The 23313-nt window shown below is 44.8% G+C and carries 23 protein-coding genes and 1 other RNA gene; 12 read left to right on the plus strand and 12 right to left on the minus strand.

From position 1 onward, the window contains the following. Positions 1 to 117 precede the first annotated feature (117 nt). Positions 118 to 591 carry a GUN4 domain-containing protein gene (locus LAY41_RS27150; protein ID WP_249104936.1) on the plus strand — a complete coding sequence of 158 codons (474 nt, stop codon included), beginning with the start codon at positions 118 to 120 and terminating at the stop codon, positions 589 to 591. Positions 592 to 756: 165 nt separating this feature from the next. Further along, positions 757 to 1002 carry a peptidoglycan-binding domain-containing protein gene (locus LAY41_RS27155; RefSeq protein WP_249104938.1) on the plus strand — a complete coding sequence of 82 codons (246 nt, stop codon included), beginning with the start codon at positions 757 to 759 and terminating at the stop codon, positions 1000 to 1002. Between the two features lie 200 nt (positions 1003 to 1202). Here LAY41_RS27155 and LAY41_RS27160 read toward each other — a convergent pair whose 3' ends face one another. From LAY41_RS27160 to LAY41_RS27170, 3 genes are all read right to left on the minus strand, one after another. After that, the gene (locus LAY41_RS27160) at positions 1203 to 4451 is read right to left on the minus strand and encodes a poly(A) polymerase (protein WP_249104941.1); all 3249 of its coding nucleotides are present in this window, start codon (positions 4449 to 4451) and stop codon (positions 1203 to 1205) included. Between the two features lie 119 nt (positions 4452 to 4570). Then, positions 4571 to 5716, minus strand: a complete 1146-nt coding sequence (locus LAY41_RS27165) for an AAA family ATPase (protein WP_249104943.1) — start codon at positions 5714 to 5716, stop codon at positions 4571 to 4573. Beyond that, positions 5713 to 6405: an RNA ligase family protein gene (locus LAY41_RS27170; RefSeq protein WP_338023063.1), complete on the minus strand. Its 693-nt coding sequence runs from the start codon at positions 6403 to 6405 to the stop codon at positions 5713 to 5715. The genes LAY41_RS27165 and LAY41_RS27170 overlap by 4 nt, the downstream gene beginning before the upstream one ends. Positions 6406 to 6724: 319 nt before the next feature. On the opposite strand from LAY41_RS27170, the gene LAY41_RS27175 reads away from it, so the two are divergent. Then, positions 6725 to 8875 carry a WD40 domain-containing protein gene (locus tag LAY41_RS27175; protein ID WP_249104945.1) on the plus strand — a complete coding sequence of 717 codons (2151 nt, stop codon included), beginning with the start codon at positions 6725 to 6727 and terminating at the stop codon, positions 8873 to 8875. Between the two features lie 151 nt (positions 8876 to 9026). Here LAY41_RS27175 and LAY41_RS27180 read toward each other — a convergent pair whose 3' ends face one another. The 5 genes from LAY41_RS27180 to LAY41_RS27200 all read right to left on the minus strand — a co-directional run bounded on the left by LAY41_RS27180 (position 9027) and on the right by LAY41_RS27200 (position 12686). Beyond that, complete coding sequence (locus LAY41_RS27180) at positions 9027 to 9656, minus strand: Uma2 family endonuclease (protein WP_249104946.1); 630 nt, start codon at positions 9654 to 9656, stop codon at positions 9027 to 9029. 276 nt (positions 9657 to 9932) lie between these two features. Beyond that, complete coding sequence (locus tag LAY41_RS27185; protein WP_249104948.1) at positions 9933 to 10247, minus strand: response regulator; 315 nt, start codon at positions 10245 to 10247, stop codon at positions 9933 to 9935. Next, complete coding sequence (locus LAY41_RS27190; RefSeq protein WP_249104950.1) at positions 10231 to 10512, minus strand: BrnT family toxin; 282 nt, start codon at positions 10510 to 10512, stop codon at positions 10231 to 10233. The genes LAY41_RS27185 and LAY41_RS27190 overlap by 17 nt, the downstream gene beginning before the upstream one ends. A gap of 70 nt (positions 10513 to 10582) precedes the next feature. Then, positions 10583 to 11560 (minus strand): protein-methionine-sulfoxide reductase catalytic subunit MsrP, encoded by a 978-nt coding sequence (msrP, locus tag LAY41_RS27195; protein ID WP_249104951.1) that lies wholly within the window; start codon positions 11558 to 11560, stop codon positions 10583 to 10585. A gap of 259 nt (positions 11561 to 11819) precedes the next feature. Then, a complete protein-coding gene (locus tag LAY41_RS27200; protein WP_249104953.1) occupies positions 11820 to 12686 on the minus strand; it encodes a tetratricopeptide repeat protein in 867 nt (288 codons plus the stop codon). A 363-nt stretch (positions 12687 to 13049) separates the two neighbouring features. Here LAY41_RS27200 and LAY41_RS27205 point away from each other — a divergent pair, with 363 nt between their 5' ends. Beyond that, positions 13050 to 13541, plus strand: a complete 492-nt coding sequence (locus tag LAY41_RS27205) for a pentapeptide repeat-containing protein (RefSeq protein ID WP_249104955.1) — start codon at positions 13050 to 13052, stop codon at positions 13539 to 13541. A 317-nt stretch (positions 13542 to 13858) separates the two neighbouring features. Here LAY41_RS27205 and LAY41_RS27210 read toward each other — a convergent pair whose 3' ends face one another. Then, positions 13859 to 14740: an FkbM family methyltransferase gene (locus LAY41_RS27210; RefSeq protein ID WP_249104957.1), complete on the minus strand. Its 882-nt coding sequence runs from the start codon at positions 14738 to 14740 to the stop codon at positions 13859 to 13861. Positions 14741 to 14790: 50 nt separating this feature from the next. Here LAY41_RS27210 and LAY41_RS27215 point away from each other — a divergent pair, with 50 nt between their 5' ends. The 8 genes from LAY41_RS27215 (at position 14791) to LAY41_RS27250 (ending at position 22286) form a co-directional block, all read left to right on the plus strand. Beyond that, positions 14791 to 15966, plus strand: coding sequence for a 5-(carboxyamino)imidazole ribonucleotide synthase (locus tag LAY41_RS27215; protein WP_249104959.1), 1176 nt, complete (start codon positions 14791 to 14793; stop codon positions 15964 to 15966). 12 nt (positions 15967 to 15978) lie between these two features. Beyond that, positions 15979 to 16162: non-coding RNA, 6S RNA (ssrS, locus tag LAY41_RS27220), on the plus strand. Between the two features lie 259 nt (positions 16163 to 16421). Beyond that, the gene (locus LAY41_RS27225; RefSeq protein ID WP_249104961.1) at positions 16422 to 17693 is read left to right on the plus strand and encodes a M16 family metallopeptidase; all 1272 of its coding nucleotides are present in this window, start codon (positions 16422 to 16424) and stop codon (positions 17691 to 17693) included. An 87-nt stretch (positions 17694 to 17780) separates the two neighbouring features. Further along, positions 17781 to 19064 (plus strand): M16 family metallopeptidase, encoded by a 1284-nt coding sequence (locus LAY41_RS27230; RefSeq protein ID WP_249104963.1) that lies wholly within the window; start codon positions 17781 to 17783, stop codon positions 19062 to 19064. Between the two features lie 463 nt (positions 19065 to 19527). After that, positions 19528 to 20157: a peptidoglycan-binding domain-containing protein gene (locus LAY41_RS27235; RefSeq protein ID WP_249104965.1), complete on the plus strand. Its 630-nt coding sequence runs from the start codon at positions 19528 to 19530 to the stop codon at positions 20155 to 20157. A 212-nt stretch (positions 20158 to 20369) separates the two neighbouring features. Continuing rightward, positions 20370 to 20591, plus strand: a complete 222-nt coding sequence (vapB, locus tag LAY41_RS27240; protein WP_249069767.1) for a type II toxin-antitoxin system VapB family antitoxin — start codon at positions 20370 to 20372, stop codon at positions 20589 to 20591. A 2-nt stretch (positions 20592 to 20593) separates the two neighbouring features. After that, positions 20594 to 20980: a type II toxin-antitoxin system VapC family toxin gene (locus LAY41_RS27245; protein WP_249104967.1), complete on the plus strand. Its 387-nt coding sequence runs from the start codon at positions 20594 to 20596 to the stop codon at positions 20978 to 20980. Positions 20981 to 21059: 79 nt separating this feature from the next. Continuing rightward, positions 21060 to 22286 (plus strand): GTPase, encoded by a 1227-nt coding sequence (locus LAY41_RS27250; protein WP_249104969.1) that lies wholly within the window; start codon positions 21060 to 21062, stop codon positions 22284 to 22286. A 163-nt stretch (positions 22287 to 22449) separates the two neighbouring features. Here the strand turns inward: LAY41_RS27250 and LAY41_RS27255 are convergent, their stop codons facing one another. Genes LAY41_RS27255 through LAY41_RS27265 form a run of 3 tightly spaced genes read right to left on the minus strand, consistent with a single transcriptional unit; the run spans position 22450 to position 23138 of the window. Then, the gene (locus tag LAY41_RS27255; RefSeq protein WP_249104971.1) at positions 22450 to 22668 is read right to left on the minus strand and encodes a DUF2283 domain-containing protein; all 219 of its coding nucleotides are present in this window, start codon (positions 22666 to 22668) and stop codon (positions 22450 to 22452) included. An 11-nt stretch (positions 22669 to 22679) separates the two neighbouring features. Further along, positions 22680 to 22934, minus strand: coding sequence for a DUF4258 domain-containing protein (locus LAY41_RS27260; RefSeq protein ID WP_249104973.1), 255 nt, complete (start codon positions 22932 to 22934; stop codon positions 22680 to 22682). 18 nt (positions 22935 to 22952) lie between these two features. Continuing rightward, on the minus strand, positions 22953 to 23138 hold the full coding sequence (locus LAY41_RS27265; protein WP_249104975.1) for a hypothetical protein: 186 nt from the start codon (positions 23136 to 23138) through the stop codon (positions 22953 to 22955). Positions 23139 to 23313: the final 175 nt, after the last annotated feature.

Here is a 23313-nt window from a genome sequence, read left to right on the forward strand (position 1 = left end):
CCAGAAACCCGGTTTCTCCAAGAAACCGGGTTTCTAAGGGCCTAGCAGTTTTACGTTTAATTATGCCCACCTACTTAGTATCATTATGAAAAATTTCCTATTGTTGGACGCAAGTTAATGAAATTAGGTCATAGTGCTGACTATACTCAATTAGGCCGTCTACTAGCAGCTAAACAGTGGAAAGAAGCCGATCTGGAAACTAGGCAATTGATGCTAGAGATCGCGGGTGCGAAGGAAAGAACAGAGTGCTTGCTCACCCAAAATGATATCCAACAATTTCCCTGCGCCGCCCTTATAATTATTGATCGACTTTGGGTAGAGTCTAGCCAGGATCGCTTCGGCTTTAGTGTAATTAAGAGAATTTACCAAGAGGTTGATGGAGATTACGCAAATTTAGCCCAGCGAGTCGGTTGGCGCAGGGGAGACAAGTGGATCGGCTACAATGAGATCGATTTTACGAGTGATGCACCTGTGGGACACTTACCAATCACTTGGTTAGTTCCAACATCGTTTTGGATGTACTGGTTAGCGCGGTTTGCAAGTCCAGGTTGGCGGCTACTTCTGGAACGAGCTGTCGAATGCAAGTTGTAACTCATTCCTTTAGCCCGAAAGCTCAGTAAAATCACGCATTTTTTGCGAACTGTCAAACCCCCCAGTTGTCCCAACTCAGTAAAATCACCCATTCGGGTGCTGTATTGGCGAGGTACTTTGTATTATATGAGTAGTGTGGAAGTAAAGTTTGATGAAAAATAGGCTATGCAATCTCTAAGCCAGTATCAAACCAAGAGCGATCGCACAACTGCCACTGAGGCTCTGCCGGTTCTGTGTTACGGTAGCTACGGTGATGCCGTCAGAATTGTGCAGCGAGTTTTGTATTGCCAGAACTACTACAGCAATGTGCTTGATGGGTTCTTCGGTCTACGCACAGAGGCGGCTGTAAAATCATTCCAAAAAGAAAAAGGGTTGGTGGCCGATGGAATTGTTGATCCCCAAACCTGGTGAGCGTTAAGCCAATTATATTTTTAGACTTATGGGAGTACAGGTATGTCTGTAGGGCGTTGAATTTAACAGGGCATTAGAAACCCGGTTTCTTGGAGAAACCGGGTTTCTGGGTGTTGTTCTTAATTCCACCAAACCCTTGATTCTAGACCCTTCTTCACCTAGCCCCTAGCTATACGCCCACCCTACCGCCTTGAATTATGCTAAGTTAGTAACTCAATAGAAAAATTATTTCCAAAGTAAGAGCGAGTTACAAACTCTTTGGCAATCTGTTCTATAGTAGCGCGATCGCAACTTTCCGAAACCTGCAAACCCAAAACAATTTTACTCCTATTTTGTTCTCTTTTAATTCCAGGCCAAGGTCTAACCGACGCATTCAGTTGCTGTTCCAAATATATGACCAAACCGATCGCATTTCCCTCCAGCCAACCGCCGCAGCCTTCCAAACTTTCATTATCTTCACTTGTGGCGGTAACAACTAACAATAATTTCGATTCTTTTTCGATCTCGATCGACTCAAAGAAACTTGACCAACCAACCTCACCAGCTAACACTTGTTCAGCTATTTTTGCAGCGCGAACGAATTCATTTTGCAAGATTTGTGCAGTCGAACGGGAAACATTTCGCGCACTATTTTGACACGGTTCAATTGGCGTTACCACAGGTAGCCAATCGCGGGGTAAGCGCGGACGATACAGTTTGCCAGCTTCCGTCAGAGATACAGGCTGAGTCCAATCATGTTGGACTAACATTTGGAAAAAATGAACCAGCAATGTTTCAATTTCAATATTCGCAATATCCAGCGGGTAATTTGTGCAACTCCAAGCTGCTAGCAATGCCCAAGAAAAATTGCCCATAAAACCCCAAGCATTACCGTGAATTTGACGTGCTTTTGCCCAAGCACGCACCGCACGCAATAGCTCCTGAAAAGATGCTAAAGGTATTCGCTTTTGTACTGCCTCTGCAATTAGATCGGAGGCCAAACAACTGGAAACTGCTTGCCAACTGACAGGATCGAAAAATTCTCGATCGCTCTCTTTTATCCGTACAAACTTACTTGGTTCGGCAGTTGTGCGTGCGTAAAGCAGATCCACCGATAACCCTTCAATTTGCATCCTCAATACTGGCATCCGTGCATCTTCAACTAGATTCGATCGATCGCACAATCCCACCAATTTCTGTTGCACGCTTTCTAAAAATGCCTGACCGGATAAATGAGCGGGAATTAAACAAACAATATCTAAATCACTTTGCGGACTTTGCACCCCCAAACGCGCCGAACCGAGTAGATGCAGCGATGGTTGAAAACCCAAACATTCCGCACAAGCTTGCGCTATTATCGACAAAATTGTTTCCCGATGCGCTTGCTGTGTCTGACTCAGTTGCGGTTCCAGCTTATTAATAAGTTGTACAAGCTCAGTTCTCCCCTCCCCAATACTGTTCGGATCGGAGAAACCTACCCCCCCAACCCCCCTCCCTACAAGGGAAGGGGGCGAGAACCGAACAGTATTGCTCCCCTCCCCGTGCGACGGGGAGGGGTTGGGGGTGGGGTTCCACAAGAGTTTGACAACACCGATATCTTCGTTTTGCTCTCCCAAATGCACGAGATATCGCACCTCAAAAGGTTCGTCACCGCAACGGCTAATTAAAGCTACTGACTCGACAGGAAAACTTACTGGATGCCAAGAAGGAAGCTGGGAAAATGCTTCTTCTGAACTGGGAAATTGACCTACACTAAGATGAGGCGTAAAACCATTTGGCGACTTTTTGCTTTGCTCGTCGCACTGGGGAAATAATTGCTGTAAAACGGATTGTAACTGATGTAATGCTTCCGGTGGATCTGCAACAGGACGCAACCACGCGGTAGAGCTGGAACGGTGAGTAAAAGTGTCGAAACCTTCTAATGTTATTTGAAAAGGTTTTATCTGTTTTAATGTTTGTGCGAGCGCTTTTAGCGCTGCTTCAAAATATTCCTCCGGCACAAAACCATAAATCAGGTTAATGTGCGGCATCCAACGGTGGAAAGAGCGATCGAAACGGCGGCGAATTGTCTGAATTGCAGGCCAAAATTCGGCTGGGGGAATTACCACCACAGCACTTTGATAGACAGGAAGCACATCACAAAGAAATCCGGTTTCTCCAACAATACCTTCGCCATTTCTTTGTAGGTTGGGTTGAGCGCGAGCGAAACCCAACGCATTTGTTGGGTTTCGTGCCTCAACCCAACCTACAAAGCTTTGATAGACAGGAAGCACATCAGAAAGAAACCCGGTTTCTCCAAGAAACCGGGTTTCTGGATGCGTGTATTCCAGCATTGCACGCACGCCAAAATGATCCGAAGGATAAAGTTTTCTTTCAGTATCGGGAATAGGATCGCAGGCAAATAATTCTATCGAATGTGGTATGCAATGCTTACTTTCATCTCGCAGTAGGATGCGATCGAATCGCGCCGCCTTTCCGGTTAAACTCATCAGTGCTGCCAGCGGGTTTCGCGGCGGATCGAAAGTGTAACCTACTTCTTCTGGATGCAGTAGCTGCCAAACATCGATAAAGTTATTTTCTGCTAATATTTCTCCTAATTCATTATCTCTACTATTAAAGTCTCCTACAATTAAACACTCACCTGGTTGCGTTTTCAGATATTCAAACAATATATTTAGTTGAAGGGTACGCTTTTCGATCGCATTGTAGGCCCGATCGCTCGTCAGATGCACCGCCGCTACCCGCAACGGTCTATCGTTGAAAAGCCATGTTCCCACGAACACTCGCTTGTGCGCCGAATACTGATGTTCGACTAGAGTAAATGGCGATCGCGACAAAAGCAAAATACCATGTGAATGAAGCGTAGATCCAGAAGGCGATTCCGAGATAAAGTAATCGCGTACCCAATTTTGTGTTAATAGAAATTCCAACAGTTGTGGCGTCGCTTCTTGCAAACCAATGATGTCAGCATCGCAGCAGCGCAGATGTTCGGAAATAACTGGAATACGCTTTGCTGTATGGATAATCTCCGACTCGTAGTTATCCCAAAGAACATTAAAACTAACTATTTTTAAACTATTTAATTTCGCCGTTCCCAAAGTGCGCTCGACTACTTGCCAACCTGACGAACCATACCCGTAAACCGATCGCGCTTCAAATGGGAAATTTTCCGACGCCAGCTCATTGTGCGTTACCCATGCAGCAGCGGGCAACTCTCCTGTTGAAAGCAAATCCAAATGCCGATCGCGATCCCAAACAACAGTTTCTTGACAGCGAATGTAGCGAATCCGATGCCAGGGAATATCTCCGTTTGGTTGCCATTTTAAGAAAGGTTTTTCCCAGATTTTATCCTCTGATGTACGCTCTCTATATCCGATAATAAACGCACTGGGATTTAGGCGTGCATCCCATAAAATACGGTCATACACCTCGCGGCTGGTTGCCATTTTTCTCTTATCTGACTTAGACATATCTGCCTCAATTACGGACTTATAGCAACCGCCTTGGCGGTTAGGACATTCTAAATTCCTGAAACGTTGGCGGATTCTACCCTTCTTCCCCTAGTCCCTAGCAAGAAAGCCCCTAGTCCCTAGCTATAAACCCAATCCACAACATGAGCTTCTGTGATGTCGGGAATATCCAGGCGATCGCACATTCTCTCTATCACTTTTTCCGGCACTTTAGCATGGCGAGAATTATTACGCTCTAATAATTCTTCCCAAGGAGCTTCCAGATAAACAATCCTAATTCTTCCCCCATAAGCAGAAAATAAATTAACCAAAGAAGAACGCAATTGCCGAGAAATATTTGTCGCATTCCAGACAAAATATTTCGCAGACCTCATGTACTCTCTAGCTATTTCCCTCCCCCGATCGCCCACAGCACCTTGGTTATCTTCAGGCGAGATATTCATGAGTCTTCGCAATTCATCCAAAGAAATTACAGTCCAATCAGGCAAATGTTCGCAAATCCAATGGTTTTTACCAGATGCGGGTAATCCTGACATCAGGACAACTTCAAAACGAGTATCGTCAAAGGCGGTATAATTTGGATTGCCATTTTCCTTTTGGAAATAGACAAAACGACTGTGATGGGAAGCAAAATGTCTGGGATGCTCAAAACAGTCATTTTCCTGACAAAATTCTCGAAAAAAGTCTATCCGTTCTAAAAGTTGTTCTCGGTCATTGCTATGGCGACCCCTCACATCAGCTTCTGCCAATAACGCTAACAAGTCGCACCGGATTATTTGACTGGCTTTTATGACAGAAGCTTGCGGGTTTTCTTTATCCCAAAACCACAAAGGTAGACTGCCATATTGCACTAAATTCACAACGGCTTCTCTTTGCTGAAACGGCACGTTCATTGAATAGAGAATTTGCCGTGTCATCTTTGCTCCCTGGCGAACGTGACCTTTTGATGAAATGCTACCATCGGCTTCTATTTTAGTAGCAGCAGGTTTTGCTACATCGTGCAATAAAGCAGCAGCAAATAGAATCGCTCGTTCGCTAGCTGGTAACTCTCGCCAAGCTGGTAAAGATATGAGCGCCTCGCACACTAAACGAGTGTGGGTGAGAACGTCGCCTTCCGCATGATAGCGAGGGTCTTGCGGACAATTTTCAAGAGATTTAAGCCAGTCAAATTCTGCCTGAAGTGCTGACCAATCTAGTGTCCAATTGGGAGGTTCGGGACAGTTTGTAAATGACCAAATTGGTGATAAAATGTGGTAGCTATTCATAACGCAAACAAGTCTACATTGGGGCGAAGCAAATTGGGTATTATAGGCCGGTTGAGCCAATGACCGTCGGATTGCAATACGGTGGTTAAAAAGCTGGCACGAATATATTTATATCGGGCATTTACAATTTTTTCCTCCTCTACTTTAATATATAATCCTTCCATCACAGAACTGGGATCTGTTTGTTTGAGCGATCGCTCTACATCCAATCCCTTTTCCTGACAGGATAGGCGAAATCTCTCCAAGTGTCCGAACCGAATAAAATTTGAATTTACTAACAATCCGGTTAGTTGCTTGTATGATTGTAATCTACCTGCAAATAACACTGGCACGGAAACGCTCGGCAATCCTCCTAATAGCTGCTTTCGGCTTTGAGTGCTGAGAAACTTCCCCTGTTCGATATCCAGCCGATCGTACTCTAGGAAATAGTGAGGTAAATAGTCGTAAAAAACAGTGTGTTTTGCATACAACCATTCGCCATACAGCACATAACGAGTACCCAACACTTGCCAAAACGCTGCCGCATGGCTGTAAGCCCATTGTTTGAATAAATTAAAGTGTTTTTCTCGCTCTCCTCCTGTGAGATAATGTCCTCGACTTTGCAATCGCATTTGACCGTCAAAACTGAAACTGATGGCGGCGTTTGCGCCATCGACTTTTTCTTCAACTACGACATAGCGATTTGCGATCGCGCTAAGAGGATATCAAAGATATAGCTAGGGACTAGGGGAACTTTTGAGTTTTGAGTTTTGAGTTAAAAGAGGGAAGGGGTCAGAAGGGACTAGGGTCAGAAGGGGCTAGAATCAAGGTTGATGGGATTGTTAGCCCCAAAACCTGGCTAGCGTTGAGCCAAATTTATCTTTAAGTGGCCTGTTGCGGGACGCAACTATGTCTGTAGGGCGTTGAATTTAACGGGCCGATCGCACTAGCCTAGCACTAACCCATTGTGGCGGACTGCTTCTTTAGCTAGCATCGTCACAGGCTTATAGTCTGAAGTAATCTACCGCCGTGAGTTATTGTTTAAATTGGGATTGCCCAAAACCCGCCGATCCGTTGAATCTTCCCAATCGCATTTGTCGCAACTGCGGTTGGGATATATTATTGCAAGGGCGCTATCGGGTCATGCGTCACTTGGGCGGAGGTGGCTTTAGCAAAACCTTTGAAGTGCTGGATGGTGAAATCTCGAAAGTTTTAAAAGTACTCAAGAGCAACCATCCCAAGGCAGTTTCCCTATTTCAGCAGGAAGAGCAGGTTTTGAGTCGGCTAAGCCATCCGGGTATTCCCAGAATCGATCGCGAAGCGTATTTTACCATTTTGCCCAGAAAGAGTCAACAACTGCTGCACTGTCTGGTGATGGAGAAAATTGATGGCTGCAATTTAGAAGAATGGCTCATAGCAAGAAACTATCAGCCTATCTCCCAAGCAGAAGCAGTTGACTGGTTAAAACAGTTGGCAACAATCTTGGCGCAAGTACATCAGCAAGAATATTTCCACCGAGATATTAAGCCATCCAACATCATGCGGCGCTCCAATGGGCAATTGGCGTTAATTGATTTTGGCACAGCTAGAGAGATTTCAGGCACTTACTTAGCGAAAGTCGGTAGCGGACAAAATGTGACGGGAATTATATCCGCAGGCTACACGCCAATCGAGCAAGCTAATGGTAAAGCAGTGCCTCAATCTGATTTTTTTGCTTTGGGGCGCACTTTTATTTATCTGCTCACTGGGAAGTCTCCCAATGAGTTGCCTGAAGATCCCCACACGGGTGAATTGTTGTGGCGAAATAGTGCCCCGCAGGTATCACAACCAGTCGCGGATTTTATCGATTACTTGATGGCTCCCTTTCCAGGAAATCGCCCCTCAAGTACGCGATTAATTTTACAGTATCTGGCGGAAATTGAACGCCATTTGTCTTTAAATCAGCTATCATGGCAATTATTTTCATATTACAATACTGCTAAGGTAAGCCCTGTCAAAACTACAAATCATTTGACAATACATTTGACAAAGAGGAGGAAGTCTAAAAAGAAAAAGCTTCCTAAGTTTGCTAGTGAATTTCTGGCAGTTAATGCGACTCTAATGCTGGGATTTACAGGGAGTCAAATTTATGATTATTTAAGCACAAACCCATATCAGCAGAGTTACCAAGGTCGGCCAAAGCAGGCAGAAAAATCGGACTCGGCAATTGCAGCAGAAAAAAATATTAATCAGTTGGTTGTGCCATCAACTGCCAAGAGTGACAATAAGCTGATAGAAACGGGGGAGTTGCGTCCTTACAATACCTTTTTGGGGCATTTCAGCAGGGTAAATGCGATCGCCTTTAGTCCAGATGGAGAAATTCTCGCCAGCGGTGGTGGCGACAGCACCATCAAGTTGTGGGAGCTAAAAACTGGTAACCAAATTAAAACTTTGTCGGGTCATTTAAGCGGAGTAAATGCGATCGCTTTTAGTCCAGATGGCAAAACTTTAGCTAGTGCCAGTACAGATAATACTATTAAATTGTGGGACGCCAATACAGGTATGCCGCTGCATACCCTCATCGGTCATTCTGGTTGGGTATCTTCCGTTGCATTCAGTCCCGATGGGCAAACTATTGCTAGCGGCAGTTACGACAATACCATCAAACTTTGGGATGCCAATACAGGCGAATTGCGGCAAACCCTAACAGGACATTCTTCCTGGGTATTTGCTGTCGCATTTAGTCCCGATGGACAGACAATTGCTAGTGGCAGTTTTGACAATACCATTAAATTGTGGAACGCTATTACTGGGGAGAAAAAGCAGAGTTTAACCGGGCAATCTTTGCGGGTGCGATCGCTTGCTTTCAGTCCTGATGGACAAATGCTCGCCAGCGGTACGGGAGAAGGTACGATCGAACTGTGGGACTTGATTGGCTCACGCATCCAAAATACTCTTCACGGACATTCCGATGCGGTGAGTTCGATCGCATTTAGTCCCGATGGACAGAAGCTAGCTAGCAGCGGTGACTCAACTATCAAGATTTGGGACGCCACCACAGGTGTATTGCTGGATACTCTCACCGGACATTTAGACACAGTTGATGCTATCGCCTTTAGTCCGCGATCGCAATTTCTCGCCAGCGGTAGCGATGACAATACAATCAAAATTTGGCCGATCGAGGCGACTGGGGACAAGTAAGAAGGGGCTAGGGGCTAGGGGCTAGGGGCTAGGGGAAGAAGGGGGGAGGGGTCAAAAACAGTTGGTGAATTGGGGGGACAAGGGGGACTCTTGAAGACTTTTTCTGCCAACCAACTACTTATGACCGCACCCAAGCAAATATAGGCAGTTTTTACCGCAAACCTTTCTTCACCCAATCCCGGAACGATCGAAACACCGTCGGATCGTCTACCATCTCTGCCTCTCGGAGGAACTGCATAAACTCTGGCAGTGCTAAAAATGGAAAAGTCAGCCTTTGGGTTGGCTTTCCATCTTTTCCTTCTCCGAGTAGGTAAACTTTGACTGTGATGCCATCGTAGCACCAGACTTCTGGAATACCCAAAGCCGCATAGATTGATATCCGATTGAGCGAACTGGTGCTAATATCGATCTCGATCGCCAAATCCGGGGGAGGGTCGCAGGTCAAGTCAATTTCTTGCTTACCGACTACAGCAGACGCATTTTGGATGTAGAAACATTCGTCAGGTTCCAACCCCCGCTCCAAATCCTGACGCTTAAAGGTCGTAGAACCTGCATTAATTAGGGGAATATTTCGCTCCTCAGCTAGAATATTAATAAAACGTCCGATTAATGTTTTGTAGCGCTGATGCCTATAGGAGGGACTAATTAGTTCTAGATTGCCGCGATCGTAGGTAACGCGAACCGGACGATTTTGTAAGACTTTTAGTATAGTTTCATAGGCATCCCAGCTGATGTCTGTAAGCAGAAATTTTTGTTTGGGTTGAATTAGATCGAGATCCATAATAAATGCTCAATTTTATGAAGTTCATAGTAAAGATTGTCTCACTCAAACGCGATAAGTAATGCCGGATCTTGACTTAGGCAAAATTATTACTCATACACTAATAGTAGTGTATAGTGCTTTGCAACGCACCCTACCACTTGAGTTGCTGGGTAATTTCTGCTGACCTAGCTTCTACCTGTGGTGAGATGTTTCACAATAAATCTGGGAATTTATACTATAGCAAAAGTCACTCATTCAAAAGTGAAATGCTTGCGGTGAATTGGTTCTGGTGTTTTAGGATGTCCTTCTTCCTTGACTACGTTCTTCAATTATCAGCGTGACTCGGTATTCTCCCGGTTTCATATCGGACTCTACCTCAGCTGTCAGCTTGCCATCATCTGTAACAATTGCTTTTGCTTTAATAGTTTTCATGGTCACATATCTGTCACCATCTTCGCTGGTGATTTTCACTATAGATTTCTGTTTATCTTTGAGATAGCGTTGAGAATATTTACCTCTCACTGCTTTGCTCAAATCATATCCATCCAGGATTTCTGAGTAGTCATCAGGCATTTCATAATCACTCTTTTGCTTAGATAATTCGCTCATAGATTCTCCTTTCAGAATTGGTAACAGGTCTAGCGCTGATGATACGAATATTATCTCCTCGATCTCTGTGGACAACAACTAGCAGCCGTTGCTCCTCAGAATAGCCAATCGTTAAAAAGCGGTCTTCTTCATAGGGGTGTAGTAGGTCATCAAGAGTAATGGAGAATGGCTCGTCGAAAACTGTTTCAGCTTCTTCAAATGAAACGCCATGTTTTTTAATATTTGCCTCTGCCTTTTGCTCATCCCACTCAAAGTTAAGCGTCATTCACCAGTCTCTCTAATCCCCTATTCTCTAGATTGTAGCCTCTGTTTCTATAGGATGCGCTCGCACTACATCAAACATACAAACTCGCCACATATTCCCCATAACCGTTATAAGGAAGGGTAATGCGTTTTTCCCAAGAAAACTTCTGCCCCTTACCGACAAATTTTTCTGTTGCTTGCGACCAACGAGGATGAGGCTTAGTCGGATTCACATTTGCCACAAAATCATATTCGTTCGGCACAAGTGTATTCCAAAAAGTTGCTGGCTGATTTTCTACAAACTCAATTTTTACAATTGACTTCGCACCCTTAAAACCATACTTCCACGGTATTACTTCTCTGATCGGCGCACCGTGTTGTTTTGGCAAGGAATGACCGTAAACTCCTACTGCAAAAAACGCCAACTCGTTCGCCATTTCTTCTAAGCGCAGACCTTCTGTGTAGGGCCAAGGCAATTTTTTCCCCAATGTCCAAAAGGGGCCGATCGTAATTTTAGGATTGTAATAGGAGGTAAAGCGTACAAATTTAGCTTTAGAAGTAGGCTCAACAGCCGCCATTAATTCGCGCATGGGAAATCCAATCCACGGAATCGCCATCGACCATGCTTCAACGCAGCGAAAGCGATAAATCCGCTCTTCTAAAGGAAACTTTTTCTGCAAATCGTCTAAATCGTAAGTGCGGGGATTTTTCACCAGACCAGTTACTTCGACTTTCCAATCTTCAGTTGGCAAAGCTTGGGCTGCTTGCCAAATCGATTTACCGCTACCAAATTCATAATAATTATTGTATCTGCCAGCGAGAGTTTCTTCAGTGATTGGACGATCGACCGCCGCAAATGCTGGATTGCGTTTAACTGAAGTTAATTTAGCCTTATCCAAACTTGTTGACAAGGTGACTTTTGATTCCTCAGATTGCTGACATCCGAGTATTGGCATGATACTTGCCCCCATCAGCGTTTTGAGAAAGCGACGCCGATTGAAAAAAACAGCTTCTGGGGTTACTTCCCGTTCGGGAATTTCCCATGATTTAGGCACGCGAATTATCGTCATTGCGGATCGAATCCTAATTTTTAATGAGTGGCTATAAAAGTCAAAAGTCAAAAGTCAAAAGTCAAAAAAACAAGGGTTGGGGAGAAAATAGGTAATCAATTTGCTAGTTAGTTCCATTGGCTCTTGTTCGGAATGGATAATGGGTACGTTGTTGCGCTTAGCGCTCTTAGAGCGCTAAAGCGCAACAACGTACCTACTCCTACCAGTCTTAATGATATAACTAGCAACTTACGTTAATAGGGTTTAGAAGCAGAAATCTTCATTTTTTGAGTAATTCCTGAAACCGATCGTTTCCGCGAATTCGGTCAAAATACGAGCTAGTTGCGGCTAGGATGAGGTATTTGTCTGGATTTAGCTCGATCGCCTGTTGCAAGCTTTCAATAGCCTGATTGACCTTAATTAAGATTCCAAAACAACAAGCTTTACAGTACCAAAGGTCAGCTTTGTCAGGATTAATTTCTATGGCTTTATTGTAGCTGGCGATCGCTTCCCGATATCGACCATTAGCTAGCAGCGCATCGCCTCGGCGATACCAAGCCCAATAATCCTTCGGTCTTAGCCTCAGCGCCTTATTATAATAGGCGATCGCTTCCTTGTAACGACCCATCAAACGCAAAGTGTCGCCTCGCCAATACCACACCCAGTAGTCGTTCGGTCTCAAATTCAAGGCTCGATCGTAACTGACTAGAGCATCGTCGTAACGCCGTGACTCCCGCAGCGCATGGCCCCGATTATACCACGCCCAGTAATCCTCCGGTCTCAACTTTAACGCTTCGTCATAACTGGCTAGAGCCTCTTCATAACGTTCCACTTTATGCAGCGTATGACCCCGCCAGTACCAAGTCCAGTATTCCAGCGGGTTCAACTTCAGCGCTCGATCGTAGCTGGCTAGAGCATCTTCGTAAAGGCCCAGATCGTCCAGAGCATTTCCCCGTTGATACCAAGCTCGGCAGTCATCCGACTTGCACTCTATAGCTTTATCGTAACTAGCTAGAGCATCCCTGTAGCGCCGACCGGCACGCAACGCATTGCCCCGCCTATACCAGGATCTGTAGTCATCGGGACGGCACTCCAGCGCTTTATTATGGCTACCGTTCACTTGGTCAAAAGGGATGAGGCGATTCATATTAACCTGTTAGCATTAACTATATATGACAGTAGTATATAAAAGTTTTAAACCTGATAGGGTTATTTCCCTATCAGGTTTATCCCAGCAAAATAGCCCAAGAGCGAATACACTTTCCTGGCTGGGTATATTTTAAAGACACTCTACGCCTATTGCGAAAACTTTTGATTTTCCGATTGGGGATTGATGGTTATGAAATGTTGACTTTTGACTGTAATTCTCAACCTACCAATTTCCCCATTTCTAGCCACAGTATCCTCAAGTGCAGCGGCGCATCATTTTTCCCGCTATCTCTGTAATTGGCAGCAGAATGCAGTAATCTGAAATATAGCCTTTAAAATCAACTAATCAAACCACTTTTTTATGATTTTCCGGCAACTGACTGCATTCCTATTCGCTCTTATTCTCTGCTGTTCTGCCTTACCAGCGCAAGCACTAAAGTATCCTCCTCCCCTGTCTTTTACCAATGCAGCACTGACAGGAAAAGATTTCTCCGGTCAAACCCTGCGGGTAGCTGAGTTTTCCAGCGCCAATTTAGAATGGACAAACTTTGCCAATGCTGACTTGCGTGGAGCCGTTTTTAGCACCTCTATCATGACTGGCGCAAATTTGCACGCAGCAGACTTGACTAACGCAATGCTGGATCAAGCTATCCTTACCGATGCCGATTTAAGCGATGCCGTTTTAGTCCAAGCAATTTTACTGCGCTCTATTATTAATGGTGTTAATATTACTGGTGCAGACTTCACCGATGCCCTACTAGATGGAGCCCAAATCAGACAATTATGCCAACAAGCAAGCGGTGTCAATTCTAAAACAGGCGTGGTGACTCGCGATTCTCTTGGTTGCAGGTAATATCGTTTCCGGTTGTGTCTGAATCATTATGGCCGCAGAGGGGCAGAGGGGCAGAGGGGCAGAGGGGAAAAACGAACAATTCCGACGCAGACGGATTTGATATAATTCCCAGACTTATATGGATTACCTAAATGTTTGCTACAGATGTAGGGGCAATTCATGGATTGCCCCTACATCAGAGAGTGTTATTATGTAGCATAAATAAATCCAAACGATATTAGAGCCTATCCGAAAAATCCTAAATAAAAGTCGGAAGCATTACCATAATTCTATACCCATCTGTGTTCATCTGTGTTAATGTGTGGTAAAAAATCTCTTCAATTTACTTTTCGGATCTGCCTGCGTTCCCCCTGCCCCAATCTGTCAGCTTGGCTTGGATGAATTGCGACTGAATTAGCAGGATAAGGCCCATCAAATGGGATTTCATTGTAGGGATCTGTGGGGCTAACGATCCGGTAACCGAAGTTGGCAAGAAATTCGTATATGGTTCTAATATTATGAGGAGTATACTTAAAGAAAATTGGCAGAGTTTCAAAATAAACTAACGGATGATACTTCTCCAGTACTGCCTTACCGCCAACTAAAACATCATATTCCATGCCTTCAACATCTATTTTGATCGCATCTATTTTGTCTATGTTTTCAAGTAATACCCACTCATCTAGAGAAATTACATCTACCGGAATGCCAGAAATTGCCTGTAAAGCTCCATTCCCTCTATATTCTTGGTCTTCGTGATAAAAAAGTTGGCCTTTGGCTAATCCTAATCCGAACGGTACAACTTTTACGAGATTTTTCAGTTTGGGATTTAACTCTATGTTTGCTTGCAGACGAGAACGGATAGTTTGTGCTGGTTCAAAAGCGTAAATCTTACCATGATTGATTAAACTGGCAGCTACTAAGGTGAGTAGACCGCAATTTGCACCAATATCCAAAAAGACATCATCTGCACGAATAGCCTTGCGTAAAAATTTTGTAGTGACAACATCGTACACCCCGCCAAGCCAAACAGAAGCTTCTATAGGATATGTTGTATCAACTTTAAATTTATATTGACCGCAATACTTATTGACAAGATAGGTTTGTCTTTTGGGTAGTAGGGTGGCGAATTTTCCGGCTCCTCTACCCGTTAAAGCAGAAATCGGTCTTACTATTAGGCGTAAAATAAGGCTAAATATAACGATCCAAATTTGTTTCATAATAAGAACATAGACGATGACCGATGACGGATGACTAATGACAATTAGCAATGAACAATATTAAGCGAGTTGGGGTTATTGGGGGAGGACAGCTAGCTTGGATGATGGCGGGTGCAGCAAAGGCGTTGGGAGTTGAGTTAGCGATTCAAACGCCCCATCCCAGCGATCCAGCTGTTGCATTTGCAGCCTTCACCATTTTTGCACCTGTGGATGATTCTGCGGCCACAGCTGAGCTAGCAACTCGCTGCGATGCGATCGCATTTGAGAATGAGTTTATCAACCTGGAAGCTCTAATGCCCCTACAAGAGCAAGGCGTTTTGTTTCGTCCCAGACTAGAGGCGTTAGCGCCCCTACTGGATAAATACGACCAACGCTGCTATTTAAGGGATTTGGGTTTACCAGTCCCGAAATTTGTCGCCCTTGAGGAGAGGGGGAGTGGGGGAGTGGGGGAGAGGGGGAGAGGGGGAGAATATCCAATTCCATTCCCGGCAGTATTAAAGGTGCGACGGCACGGCTACGATGGTCAGGGAACTTTTATCATCAAAGACCGGAAAGCCCTGGAAGCGACTTTGCAGCGACTCGGACATACCCCCGTATTGCTAGAAGAATTTATCCCCTTTGAACGGGAACTGGCGGTAATTGCAGCTCGTTCCAGTGCTGGCGAGATGGCAATTTATCCTGTCGTAGAAACCCAGCAGGAAGAACAGGTTTGTCGGCGGGTGCTGGTGCCAGCAGGTATCGACCCAGCAGTAACCGGACAGATTGAAGCGATCGCTCATACCCTACTCAATAGCCTACAAGCTGTCGGAGTATTTGGCATCGAACTATTTCTGACCGCTGATGGCAAAGTATTGGTCAATGAAATCGCACCCCGCACCCACAACTCCGGACACTTCACCCTTGATGCCTGTTATACCTCCCAATTTGAGCAACATCTGCGAGCCATTTGCGACCTACCCTTGGGCAATCCAGCCCTAAAGTGCGGTGCAGCAGTCATGGTGAATCTATTGGGTTACGAATATTCCCACAACGATTACCTCGCCAAACGGCAACAGCTAGCTCAATTGCCCAACTCTCACGTCCACTGGTACGGTAAAAGCGAATCCCGCCCCGGTCGCAAACTCGGCCACGTTACCGTTCTTTTGGATGGGGCAACCAAGTCTGAGGCACAAGTAGTGGCACAAACTCTTGAATCCATCTGGTACAGTTCTCGATCTGTACGCTAGAATATGAAACAGGTCGTTCTGCGGCGTTGGTGACTGCCAATAATGTTTTTTGACTATGCCTTTTCTAAAGGGAACCAAAAGGTTTGAGCAGCAGTAGACCGGGCTTGTACCCGGAAACTTTTAAGCTATAGCCTAGAGTGCCCACCTGGATTTTTCCAGGTCAAAAACTGAGGTAAGACGGCGTTGCGGAATACCTTTAAAGAATAAAATACCCCGGTCTGCTTGACAGGGGTATTTTTGTATGCAGCTTAAAACCGCTATCTGTATTTCTTGATTCCAAATATAGCAACCGCTCTCGTCGGTTAGAACAACTCCAACTCTTACTCCGTAACCCTTTTGTCTCTTCCCTCTTCCCTAGCCCCTAGCAAGAGAGTCCCTAGTCCCTAGCTATAAGTTGGACAAGAAGCGCTAACATAATTGAAAACGAGTGGGATGCGGGTTTGAGATTAAGCGTTTTGTCTCAACTGCCGAAGGTATCAGAGTTCCCAGCTGATGTATTCAGGCTAGAGAATGGATTGACTGTTATCCATCAGTACATACCGGCTACTCCGGTAGCAGTGGTGGATGTCTGGGTGCGGGCGGGTGCTATACGAGAACCGAATGAATGGTCTGGTATGGCCCACTTTTTGGAACACATGATCTTCAAAGGCACCGACCAAGTGCTTCCAGGCGTGTTTGACCAAATTGTGGAAAATCGGGGAGGTGTGACGAATGCCGCCACAAGCCACGATTATGCTCACTTTTTTATCACTACAGCGGTGCCGTATTTGGCAGATACTTTGCCATACTTGGCGGAACTGCTATTGAATGCCTCGATTCCAGCAGATGAATTTAGCCGGGAACGGGATGTCGTGCTTGAGGAAATTCGTCAAGCCCAGGACAATCCCGATTGGTTGGGCTTCCAAGCGCTGATGGAGAGCGTTTATGAGTGCCACCCTTACGGTCGTCCGGTGCTGGGTACGGAAATGCACTTGCTAAACCATTCGCCGGAGGAGATGCGATCGTTTCACTCTTACCACTACCAACCGGAAAATATGACTGTGGTAATTGTGGGGGGAGTAGACCGAGAATCAGCCCTGGATATGGTGGAGCAGTCATTTCAGCAGTTTAAAGCTCCGTCTGTTTGGAACCAATTGGTGCCAAAAAAAATCGTTAAACCGCTCAGAGAAATTCGCCGCCAGGAACTTTGTTTGCCCCGGCTAGAGCAAGCTCGTTTGATGATGGCTTGGGCGGGGCCTGGGGTGGAAGAACTAGGCAGCGCCTACGGGTTGGACTTGCTCTCGGCGCTGTTGGGAGATGGGCGCTGTTCTCGATTGGTGAAGCAATTGCGGGAAGAAGAACAATTGGTAAGTAATGTTAGCAGCAGTTTCTCGCTACAGCAGGAGTCGAGTTTATTTACGATTAGCGCCTGGTTGGAACCGCAACATTTGCAGCTAGTGGAGGAGCTGATTTGCTCTAGCCTCGCTTCGCTGCACTCATCGCCGATGTCAGAGGCAGAACTGAAGCGTAGCAAACGTCAGCTGTGTAATGATTATGCGTTTTCTACAGAATCGCCGGGGCAGTTGGCTGGACTGTATGGGTACTACAATACGATCGCTGAGGCGGAAATAGCGGTCACCTATCCGCAGCAGATTCAAGGATTTCAGGCACCAGACCTCCAGCAGCTAGCGCAGCAGTATCTCTCTCCAGAGCGGTATGCCGTCACTATCTTAAAACCGAACGACTAATTGTTAAAAGTTATTGGTTATTTGTACTAATAACTAATGACCAATGACCAATGACCGATGACTAATGACCAATGACTAATCACCAGAATGCAAGATTACGTTAATCAAAGTATTAAGAGAACTGTATTAAAGAACGGCATTGTAGTAATCGCAGTAGAAAATCCCGCTGCCGATATTATTGCTACTCGCATTTTTTTGCGTGCCGGTAGTCGCTGCGAACTAAAGTCGCAAGCTGGTGTGGCACATTTGCTGGCAGCTGTACTCACCAAGGGAACCTCTAAACTCAGTTCCTCAGAAATTGCCGATCGCGTGGAGTCGTTGGGGGCTGGTTTGGGTGCCGACGCCGCTGCGGATTATTTTTTAGTGAGTATGAAAACGGTTTCAGCAGATTTTCCGGAAATGCTGGAATTGGCAGGACAGTTGCTGCGAATGCCTACTTTTCCAGAAGCGGAAGTGGAACTAGAACGGCGCATGGCTTTACAGGCAATTCGATCGCAACAGGAACAGCCATTTACGATCGCTTTTGAGCAGCTGCGGCAAGCGATGTATCAAAATCATCCATATTCGATGTCCGGTCTGGGTACTGAAGCCACAGTATCAAACCTCACTCGTACTGATTTGCAGGAGTATCATCGCAGTTACTTTCGCCCAGATAATATAGTAATCAGTGTAGTAGGCCGCATCGCACCAGAAGATGCTCTAGCTCAAGTCGAGCAAGTGCTGGGCGATTGGCAAGCACCAACAACGCCTTTACCGACGCTGAATCTGCCCACGATTATCCCTTTTCCTCACCCCACGGTTACCCGCCAGCAAACCCAGCAATCGATCGTGATGCTGGGGTATCTGGGCGCATCGGTAGGAAGTTCCGATTATATGGCTCTGAAGTTGCTCAACACTTACTTGGGTAACGGTCTTTCCAGTCGCTTATTTGTGGAATTGCGAGAAAAGCGGGGCTTGGCTTATGAGGTTTCTGCTTTCTATCCGACAAGGTTAGATCGATCGCAATTTGCAGTTTACCTGGGTACGGCTCCCGAAAATACTGCGATCGCGTTAGAGGGTTTGCGATCGGAAGTCGATCGTTTGTGTAAAATACGCCTTGAACCAGAAGAATTCCAAGCTGCTAAGAATAAGCTGCTGGGTCAATACGCCTTGGGCAAACAAACCAACGCTCAAATTGCCCAGGTGTTTGCCTGGTACGAAATCTTAGGACTGGGTATTGAATTTGATAACATTTTCCCCGAAGCTATTACGGCTGTTACAGCCGAAGCAGCGATGGATGTGGCTTGTCGATATTTTGTTGAGCCCTATGTGTCCTTAGTTGGGCCAGGATATGCTGTCGATGGTCTGGTAGAACAGGGTTCGCAAAATTAATTTGCGATCGGTTCTTTGTCCAAGTTATTGTTTAAGAAACCGGCTTTCTTTGTACTTCATATCTTGTCCGGTTGCATCGTTAGTACATGAGTGATATCGTCAAATTGTCTGTTTTCATCGGGGGTTAGATTTTTACCGCAGATGAAGACAGATACACGCAGATGAACGCAGATAAGAATAAGAACAAGAGTTTTTTAGATAATCGATGCGTAAGGAAATAATATCACTCACCTGAAAGGGGCTGTATTCTAATAACCGATGACCTATGACTGAAAACCAAAAAGGTCTTAAACCCCCGACTTTCAGCCCCCTCTCGACCTTCTGGGGGTCAATCCCAAATCCAAAATCCTCTGGTGCTTCGGTGGGCATCGTGACGGGAACCAGCGCGAGGTGTTCATGGGGGAAACCCCCAAGACCACACTCGCTTGCCAAGACGCCCACTTCGCGCCAAATCCAAAATCGATTGAAGTCACGTTTTTACTCGTTTCTGTTTGCTATTTCCTTGTTAAGTTGGCAGCAAATCCAACCCGCACTCAGCCAGGGAGTCAGTCGTCTAGAGTCTGAAGTCAAAGGCCCGGAGTCCCTAGTCCGACCGATCCTAAAAAGCGGTAGCCAGGGAGTTGCGGTGTCGGAACTGCAAGCTGCGCTTAAACTGTTGGGATATTACAGTGGATCTGTGGATGGCACTTACAGCGAGAGTACTGCGATCGCAGTTTCCCGGTTTCAGCAAGCTGCTGGCTTAAATATCGATGGCATTGTCGGCACAGCAACGTGGGAACGTCTCTTTCCGCTGACGCCACCCACACCGTCTTCTCCCCCATCTGCCCGTTCCCCAGAGTCGGCAACCAACACCAGTTCAGCTACGGCCTCTGAGCCCCCAGCAGCCGATTTACCAACTTTAAAACTGGGAATGCGCGGCCCAGCCGTGTTTTGGTTGCAAAAGCGGCTGCAAGCAACAGGATTTTTCACTGGCAATGTGGACGGTATTTTCGGCGCGGATACGGAAATCGCCGTCAAAGCTGCACAGCGGAATTATCGGCTTAACCCCGATGGAATTGTTGGGGGCAGTACTTGGAGGGCGCTTTTACCTTAATCTGAGGAATATCGGCTTCATGTTTTGGAGCGGCGGCGGGGCGGGTTTGGCAGATGCACCCTTCGATCGTTCAGACAATCTTTAGGACATTACCCGCCACTACAATCAGACAACATATACAAGTCTGTTGCTACCGGACTTGATATGAATAGATTACTATTGGATAATCATGCTTTTATCTAGTTTGTCTCAAATTTAAAAGAGAGTAAAAAATGATGATAGAAACTGCTATTTTAAAAAATGTCGAAAAATTGCCTGAACCTGTCAAACAGGCAGTCCTTGACTATACAGAATTTCTTGTAACCCGATACACACAAGACACTTCTCAAACGGAAAAAGCTGCCAAGCGAGGCGGACTGGGAATTTGGAAAGGTAAAATCTGGATGTCTGATGATTTTGATGAACCTCTCGAAGATTTAAAGGATTATATGTAAACATGAATATTCTACTAGATACTCATACTTTTCTCTGGTACTTGCAAGACAGTAAAGAATTAAGTTCTAAAGCAGCAGAAATTATTGAATATCCAAGTAACACTCTCTGGTTGAGTATCGCCAGCTTATGGGAAATTTCAATTAAGCTTGGTTTAGGAAAACTTAGCTTACAAAACTCATTCTCTGAGTTAGAGGAAGTGTCACAACAACTAAAAATAGAGGTTTTGCCCATCACATTCTCTGATACAGAGCGCTATCTTAACTTACCCCTACATCATCGAGATCCGTTTGATCGCATTCTGGTCGCACAGGCGATGAATCATTCCCTTGTTTTGATTAGTCGCGATGTGGCTTTTGATGCCTATGACCTTCAGCGGGTATGGGAATGAAAAAGGTGGAAATGTATTTGACATTAAAAGATAAAAATACTAAAATATGGCAAACAACAGCTTTTCCCCACACTAATGTATGACTACTACTAACAAATCCGATGAGGACAGTTTTGCACATCAGATCGAGAAATACCTTGAGCAACTTTCTCGTCTCCCTCCTTTTCTCACCAAAGAAGTGAAGGAAGATTTAGAGGATTTTCTCCGTCTAGTTAAAAATAGGCGTTCACCCCGTTTTATGCTTGTTGGTAGACGTGGTGCAGGAAAGTCAACGCTTATTAATGCTATATTCGGTCATCGGGCAGCGGAGATCGGGCCAGTGAGGGCGCAAACTGGCGGATCTCTATGGTTAACCTACCAGTTAAATGGTAGTAATAAAATTGAAATTCTGGATACACGCGGTATTCAAGAAGGAAGCAAACCCGTAGAAAAAGATGAGGCTGCAACCACAAGCGAAAGTATCCTAAATTCAGTTCGAGAGAAGTGTCCAGATGCTACTCTCTTTCTGTGCAAAGCTAAGGAATTAGATGCAGCAATTCAGGGCGATCTTGATATCTTTGAAGACTTGCTTAAAAACATTGAAAAAATTCATTCTCGCAGCTTACATATTCTAGGAATAATTACCCAATGTGATGAATTAGACCCTCCTAAGAAGCCGATAGATGATCCAAAAAAAAAGGTCAACATAAATGAAGCAGTTAAGGTTTTAAAACTTCATCTGCAATCAAGAGAGTATCTTCGCAATAAGCTCTTAGATGTCATTCCAATAGTTGCCTATGCTGAATATCTTGAAGATGGAACTTTAAATGAAAAAGAGGATAATCGATGGCAAATTGATTATCTTGTTCATATTCTCTTGGAAGAATTGCCTAAAGAAGCTAAACTTTACTTCGCACGTTTGGCAAAGGTTCCAGAATTTCAAAAAAAGATGGCTACCAGTATCATTAGAATAACATCTGCATTATCTGGTGTAGCTGGTTTTACGATGATGCTATTGAGTATGCCCTGTGTAGGGTTCATTCGCTCTTGTATGATTTGCAGTATTATCTTTGTTGCTGGAAGAGAATTATCATGGAACGCTTTTTTGGAGTTTCTGGTAGCTATTGGATTTACTGCTGGTTTTAACGTTGGAATTGAGGGGTTTTCTACTTTGCTGGCAAGCTCTTTGCCTGGTATGGGAAATTACATTGCTGGTGGAACTGCTGCTTTAGGAACAGAAGCTCTTGGGCGGGCTGCAATTGCTTACTTTATTGATAAGTCTCCTATCGAAGTGGTTAAGCAGCAGCTAGTTCAAGCTCAAGGTTAATATTGCAATTACCCAGATATTTCTGCTCTAGCTTGTACAACCCACCCCCGTACACTTGACCCTTACCCATCAATATATCATCAGAAATTTGGTAGCCGTAGCCCAGTAGTAAGTTTACTGGAGTTGATTTCTTAGACCTGCCTGACGCGATCGCTTTCCCTATTTAAGCTACGGTAAAAGATATATTTTCTAAAACTACATTAGGGATACTTCCTGCACCTAAAACCTGTGTAGCATCTAAAACTTCTATCCCTACTAATAACTCATTTTGCCCAATATTTAAAGCAATTTCGTCAGTTAACTGTAAAGTGCGACACTGATGCTTACCTTCTACAAGTCTAATGTAGAGAGCATCAATTTCGGAATCATAACTAATCTTCATAAACTTTTACCTCAAAAATAAAAAGTATACACTGTGATAACGACTAACTCAGGATCAGTCTCGGCAACAATCGGTACTACTTTCTTGAGAGAGTAGAACTTACCCTGCCAATCATTATTATACTGAAAAGTAGCTTGATATTTGTAACTACCATTTTTAGCAGGTTGTCGATTACCTGTAATAATGGTATCAATAATTTCTGCTTCATTTGTACCTCTTTCAATTGCTTGTTCCTGGACATGATTAGTTAATCTAATAGGTTTCACTGTTTCTTGTCCAATAAATTAAAGTTCATGAGCGATGCTTGCACAGGTAGCGTACCGTAGGCAATCGATCGCCTGCCACACCTGTTTGAGCAATTCTGAGTTATCTAGAAGCACTTTGGCAAGAGCGGGTTTGGGATACAACATCAAATATACAGAAGTTGTCAGGCTTCCTCGTGGAACATCGCCTAAAGTGTTACCCAGCATAACTTGTGGCTTTTTGTCAAAGGCGAACTCCCGTCAAAACTCAACCTTTTGGGGGAAGGACAATCATCACTGCGGATAGAGCCAGCAGCTTTAGGGTATAGGTTATTGTAGTTGTACAGGATAAGAAAGTTCAATCCTGCTTAATTTATAGAGCTTATAAGTCGCTGTTCAAATC

The sequence above is a fragment of the Argonema galeatum A003/A1 genome, assembly GCF_023333595.1.
GTDB classification, from domain to species: Bacteria; Cyanobacteriota; Cyanobacteriia; order Cyanobacteriales; family Aerosakkonemataceae; genus Argonema; species Argonema galeatum.

Excerpts from the sequence above, each read along its gene's own strand:
- LAY41_RS27150 (WP_249104936.1), top strand. The coding sequence starts at position 118 with ATGAAATTAGGTCATAGTGCTGACTATACTCAATTAGGCCGTCTACTA.
- LAY41_RS27155 (WP_249104938.1), top strand. The coding sequence starts at position 757 with ATGCAATCTCTAAGCCAGTATCAAACCAAGAGCGATCGCACAACTGCC.
- LAY41_RS27160 (WP_249104941.1), bottom strand. The coding sequence starts at position 4,451 with ATGTCTAAGTCAGATAAGAGAAAAATGGCAACCAGCCGCGAGGTGTAT.
- LAY41_RS27165 (WP_249104943.1), bottom strand. The coding sequence starts at position 5,716 with ATGAATAGCTACCACATTTTATCACCAATTTGGTCATTTACAAACTGT.
- LAY41_RS27180 (WP_249104946.1), bottom strand. The coding sequence starts at position 9,656 with ATGGATCTCGATCTAATTCAACCCAAACAAAAATTTCTGCTTACAGAC.
- LAY41_RS27185 (WP_249104948.1), bottom strand. The coding sequence starts at position 10,247 with ATGAGCGAATTATCTAAGCAAAAGAGTGATTATGAAATGCCTGATGAC.
- LAY41_RS27190 (WP_249104950.1), bottom strand. The coding sequence starts at position 10,512 with ATGACGCTTAACTTTGAGTGGGATGAGCAAAAGGCAGAGGCAAATATT.
- msrP (WP_249104951.1), bottom strand. The coding sequence starts at position 11,560 with ATGACGATAATTCGCGTGCCTAAATCATGGGAAATTCCCGAACGGGAA.
- LAY41_RS27200 (WP_249104953.1), bottom strand. The coding sequence starts at position 12,686 with ATGAATCGCCTCATCCCTTTTGACCAAGTGAACGGTAGCCATAATAAA.
- LAY41_RS27205 (WP_249104955.1), top strand. The coding sequence starts at position 13,050 with ATGATTTTCCGGCAACTGACTGCATTCCTATTCGCTCTTATTCTCTGC.
- LAY41_RS27210 (WP_249104957.1), bottom strand. The coding sequence starts at position 14,740 with ATGAAACAAATTTGGATCGTTATATTTAGCCTTATTTTACGCCTAATA.
- LAY41_RS27215 (WP_249104959.1), top strand. The coding sequence starts at position 14,791 with ATGAACAATATTAAGCGAGTTGGGGTTATTGGGGGAGGACAGCTAGCT.
- LAY41_RS27230 (WP_249104963.1), top strand. The coding sequence starts at position 17,781 with ATGCAAGATTACGTTAATCAAAGTATTAAGAGAACTGTATTAAAGAAC.
- vapB (WP_249069767.1), top strand. The coding sequence starts at position 20,370 with ATGATGATAGAAACTGCTATTTTAAAAAATGTCGAAAAATTGCCTGAA.
- LAY41_RS27245 (WP_249104967.1), top strand. The coding sequence starts at position 20,594 with ATGAATATTCTACTAGATACTCATACTTTTCTCTGGTACTTGCAAGAC.
- LAY41_RS27250 (WP_249104969.1), top strand. The coding sequence starts at position 21,060 with ATGACTACTACTAACAAATCCGATGAGGACAGTTTTGCACATCAGATC.
- LAY41_RS27255 (WP_249104971.1), bottom strand. The coding sequence starts at position 22,668 with ATGAAGATTAGTTATGATTCCGAAATTGATGCTCTCTACATTAGACTT.
- LAY41_RS27265 (WP_249104975.1), bottom strand. The coding sequence starts at position 23,138 with ATGCTGGGTAACACTTTAGGCGATGTTCCACGAGGAAGCCTGACAACT.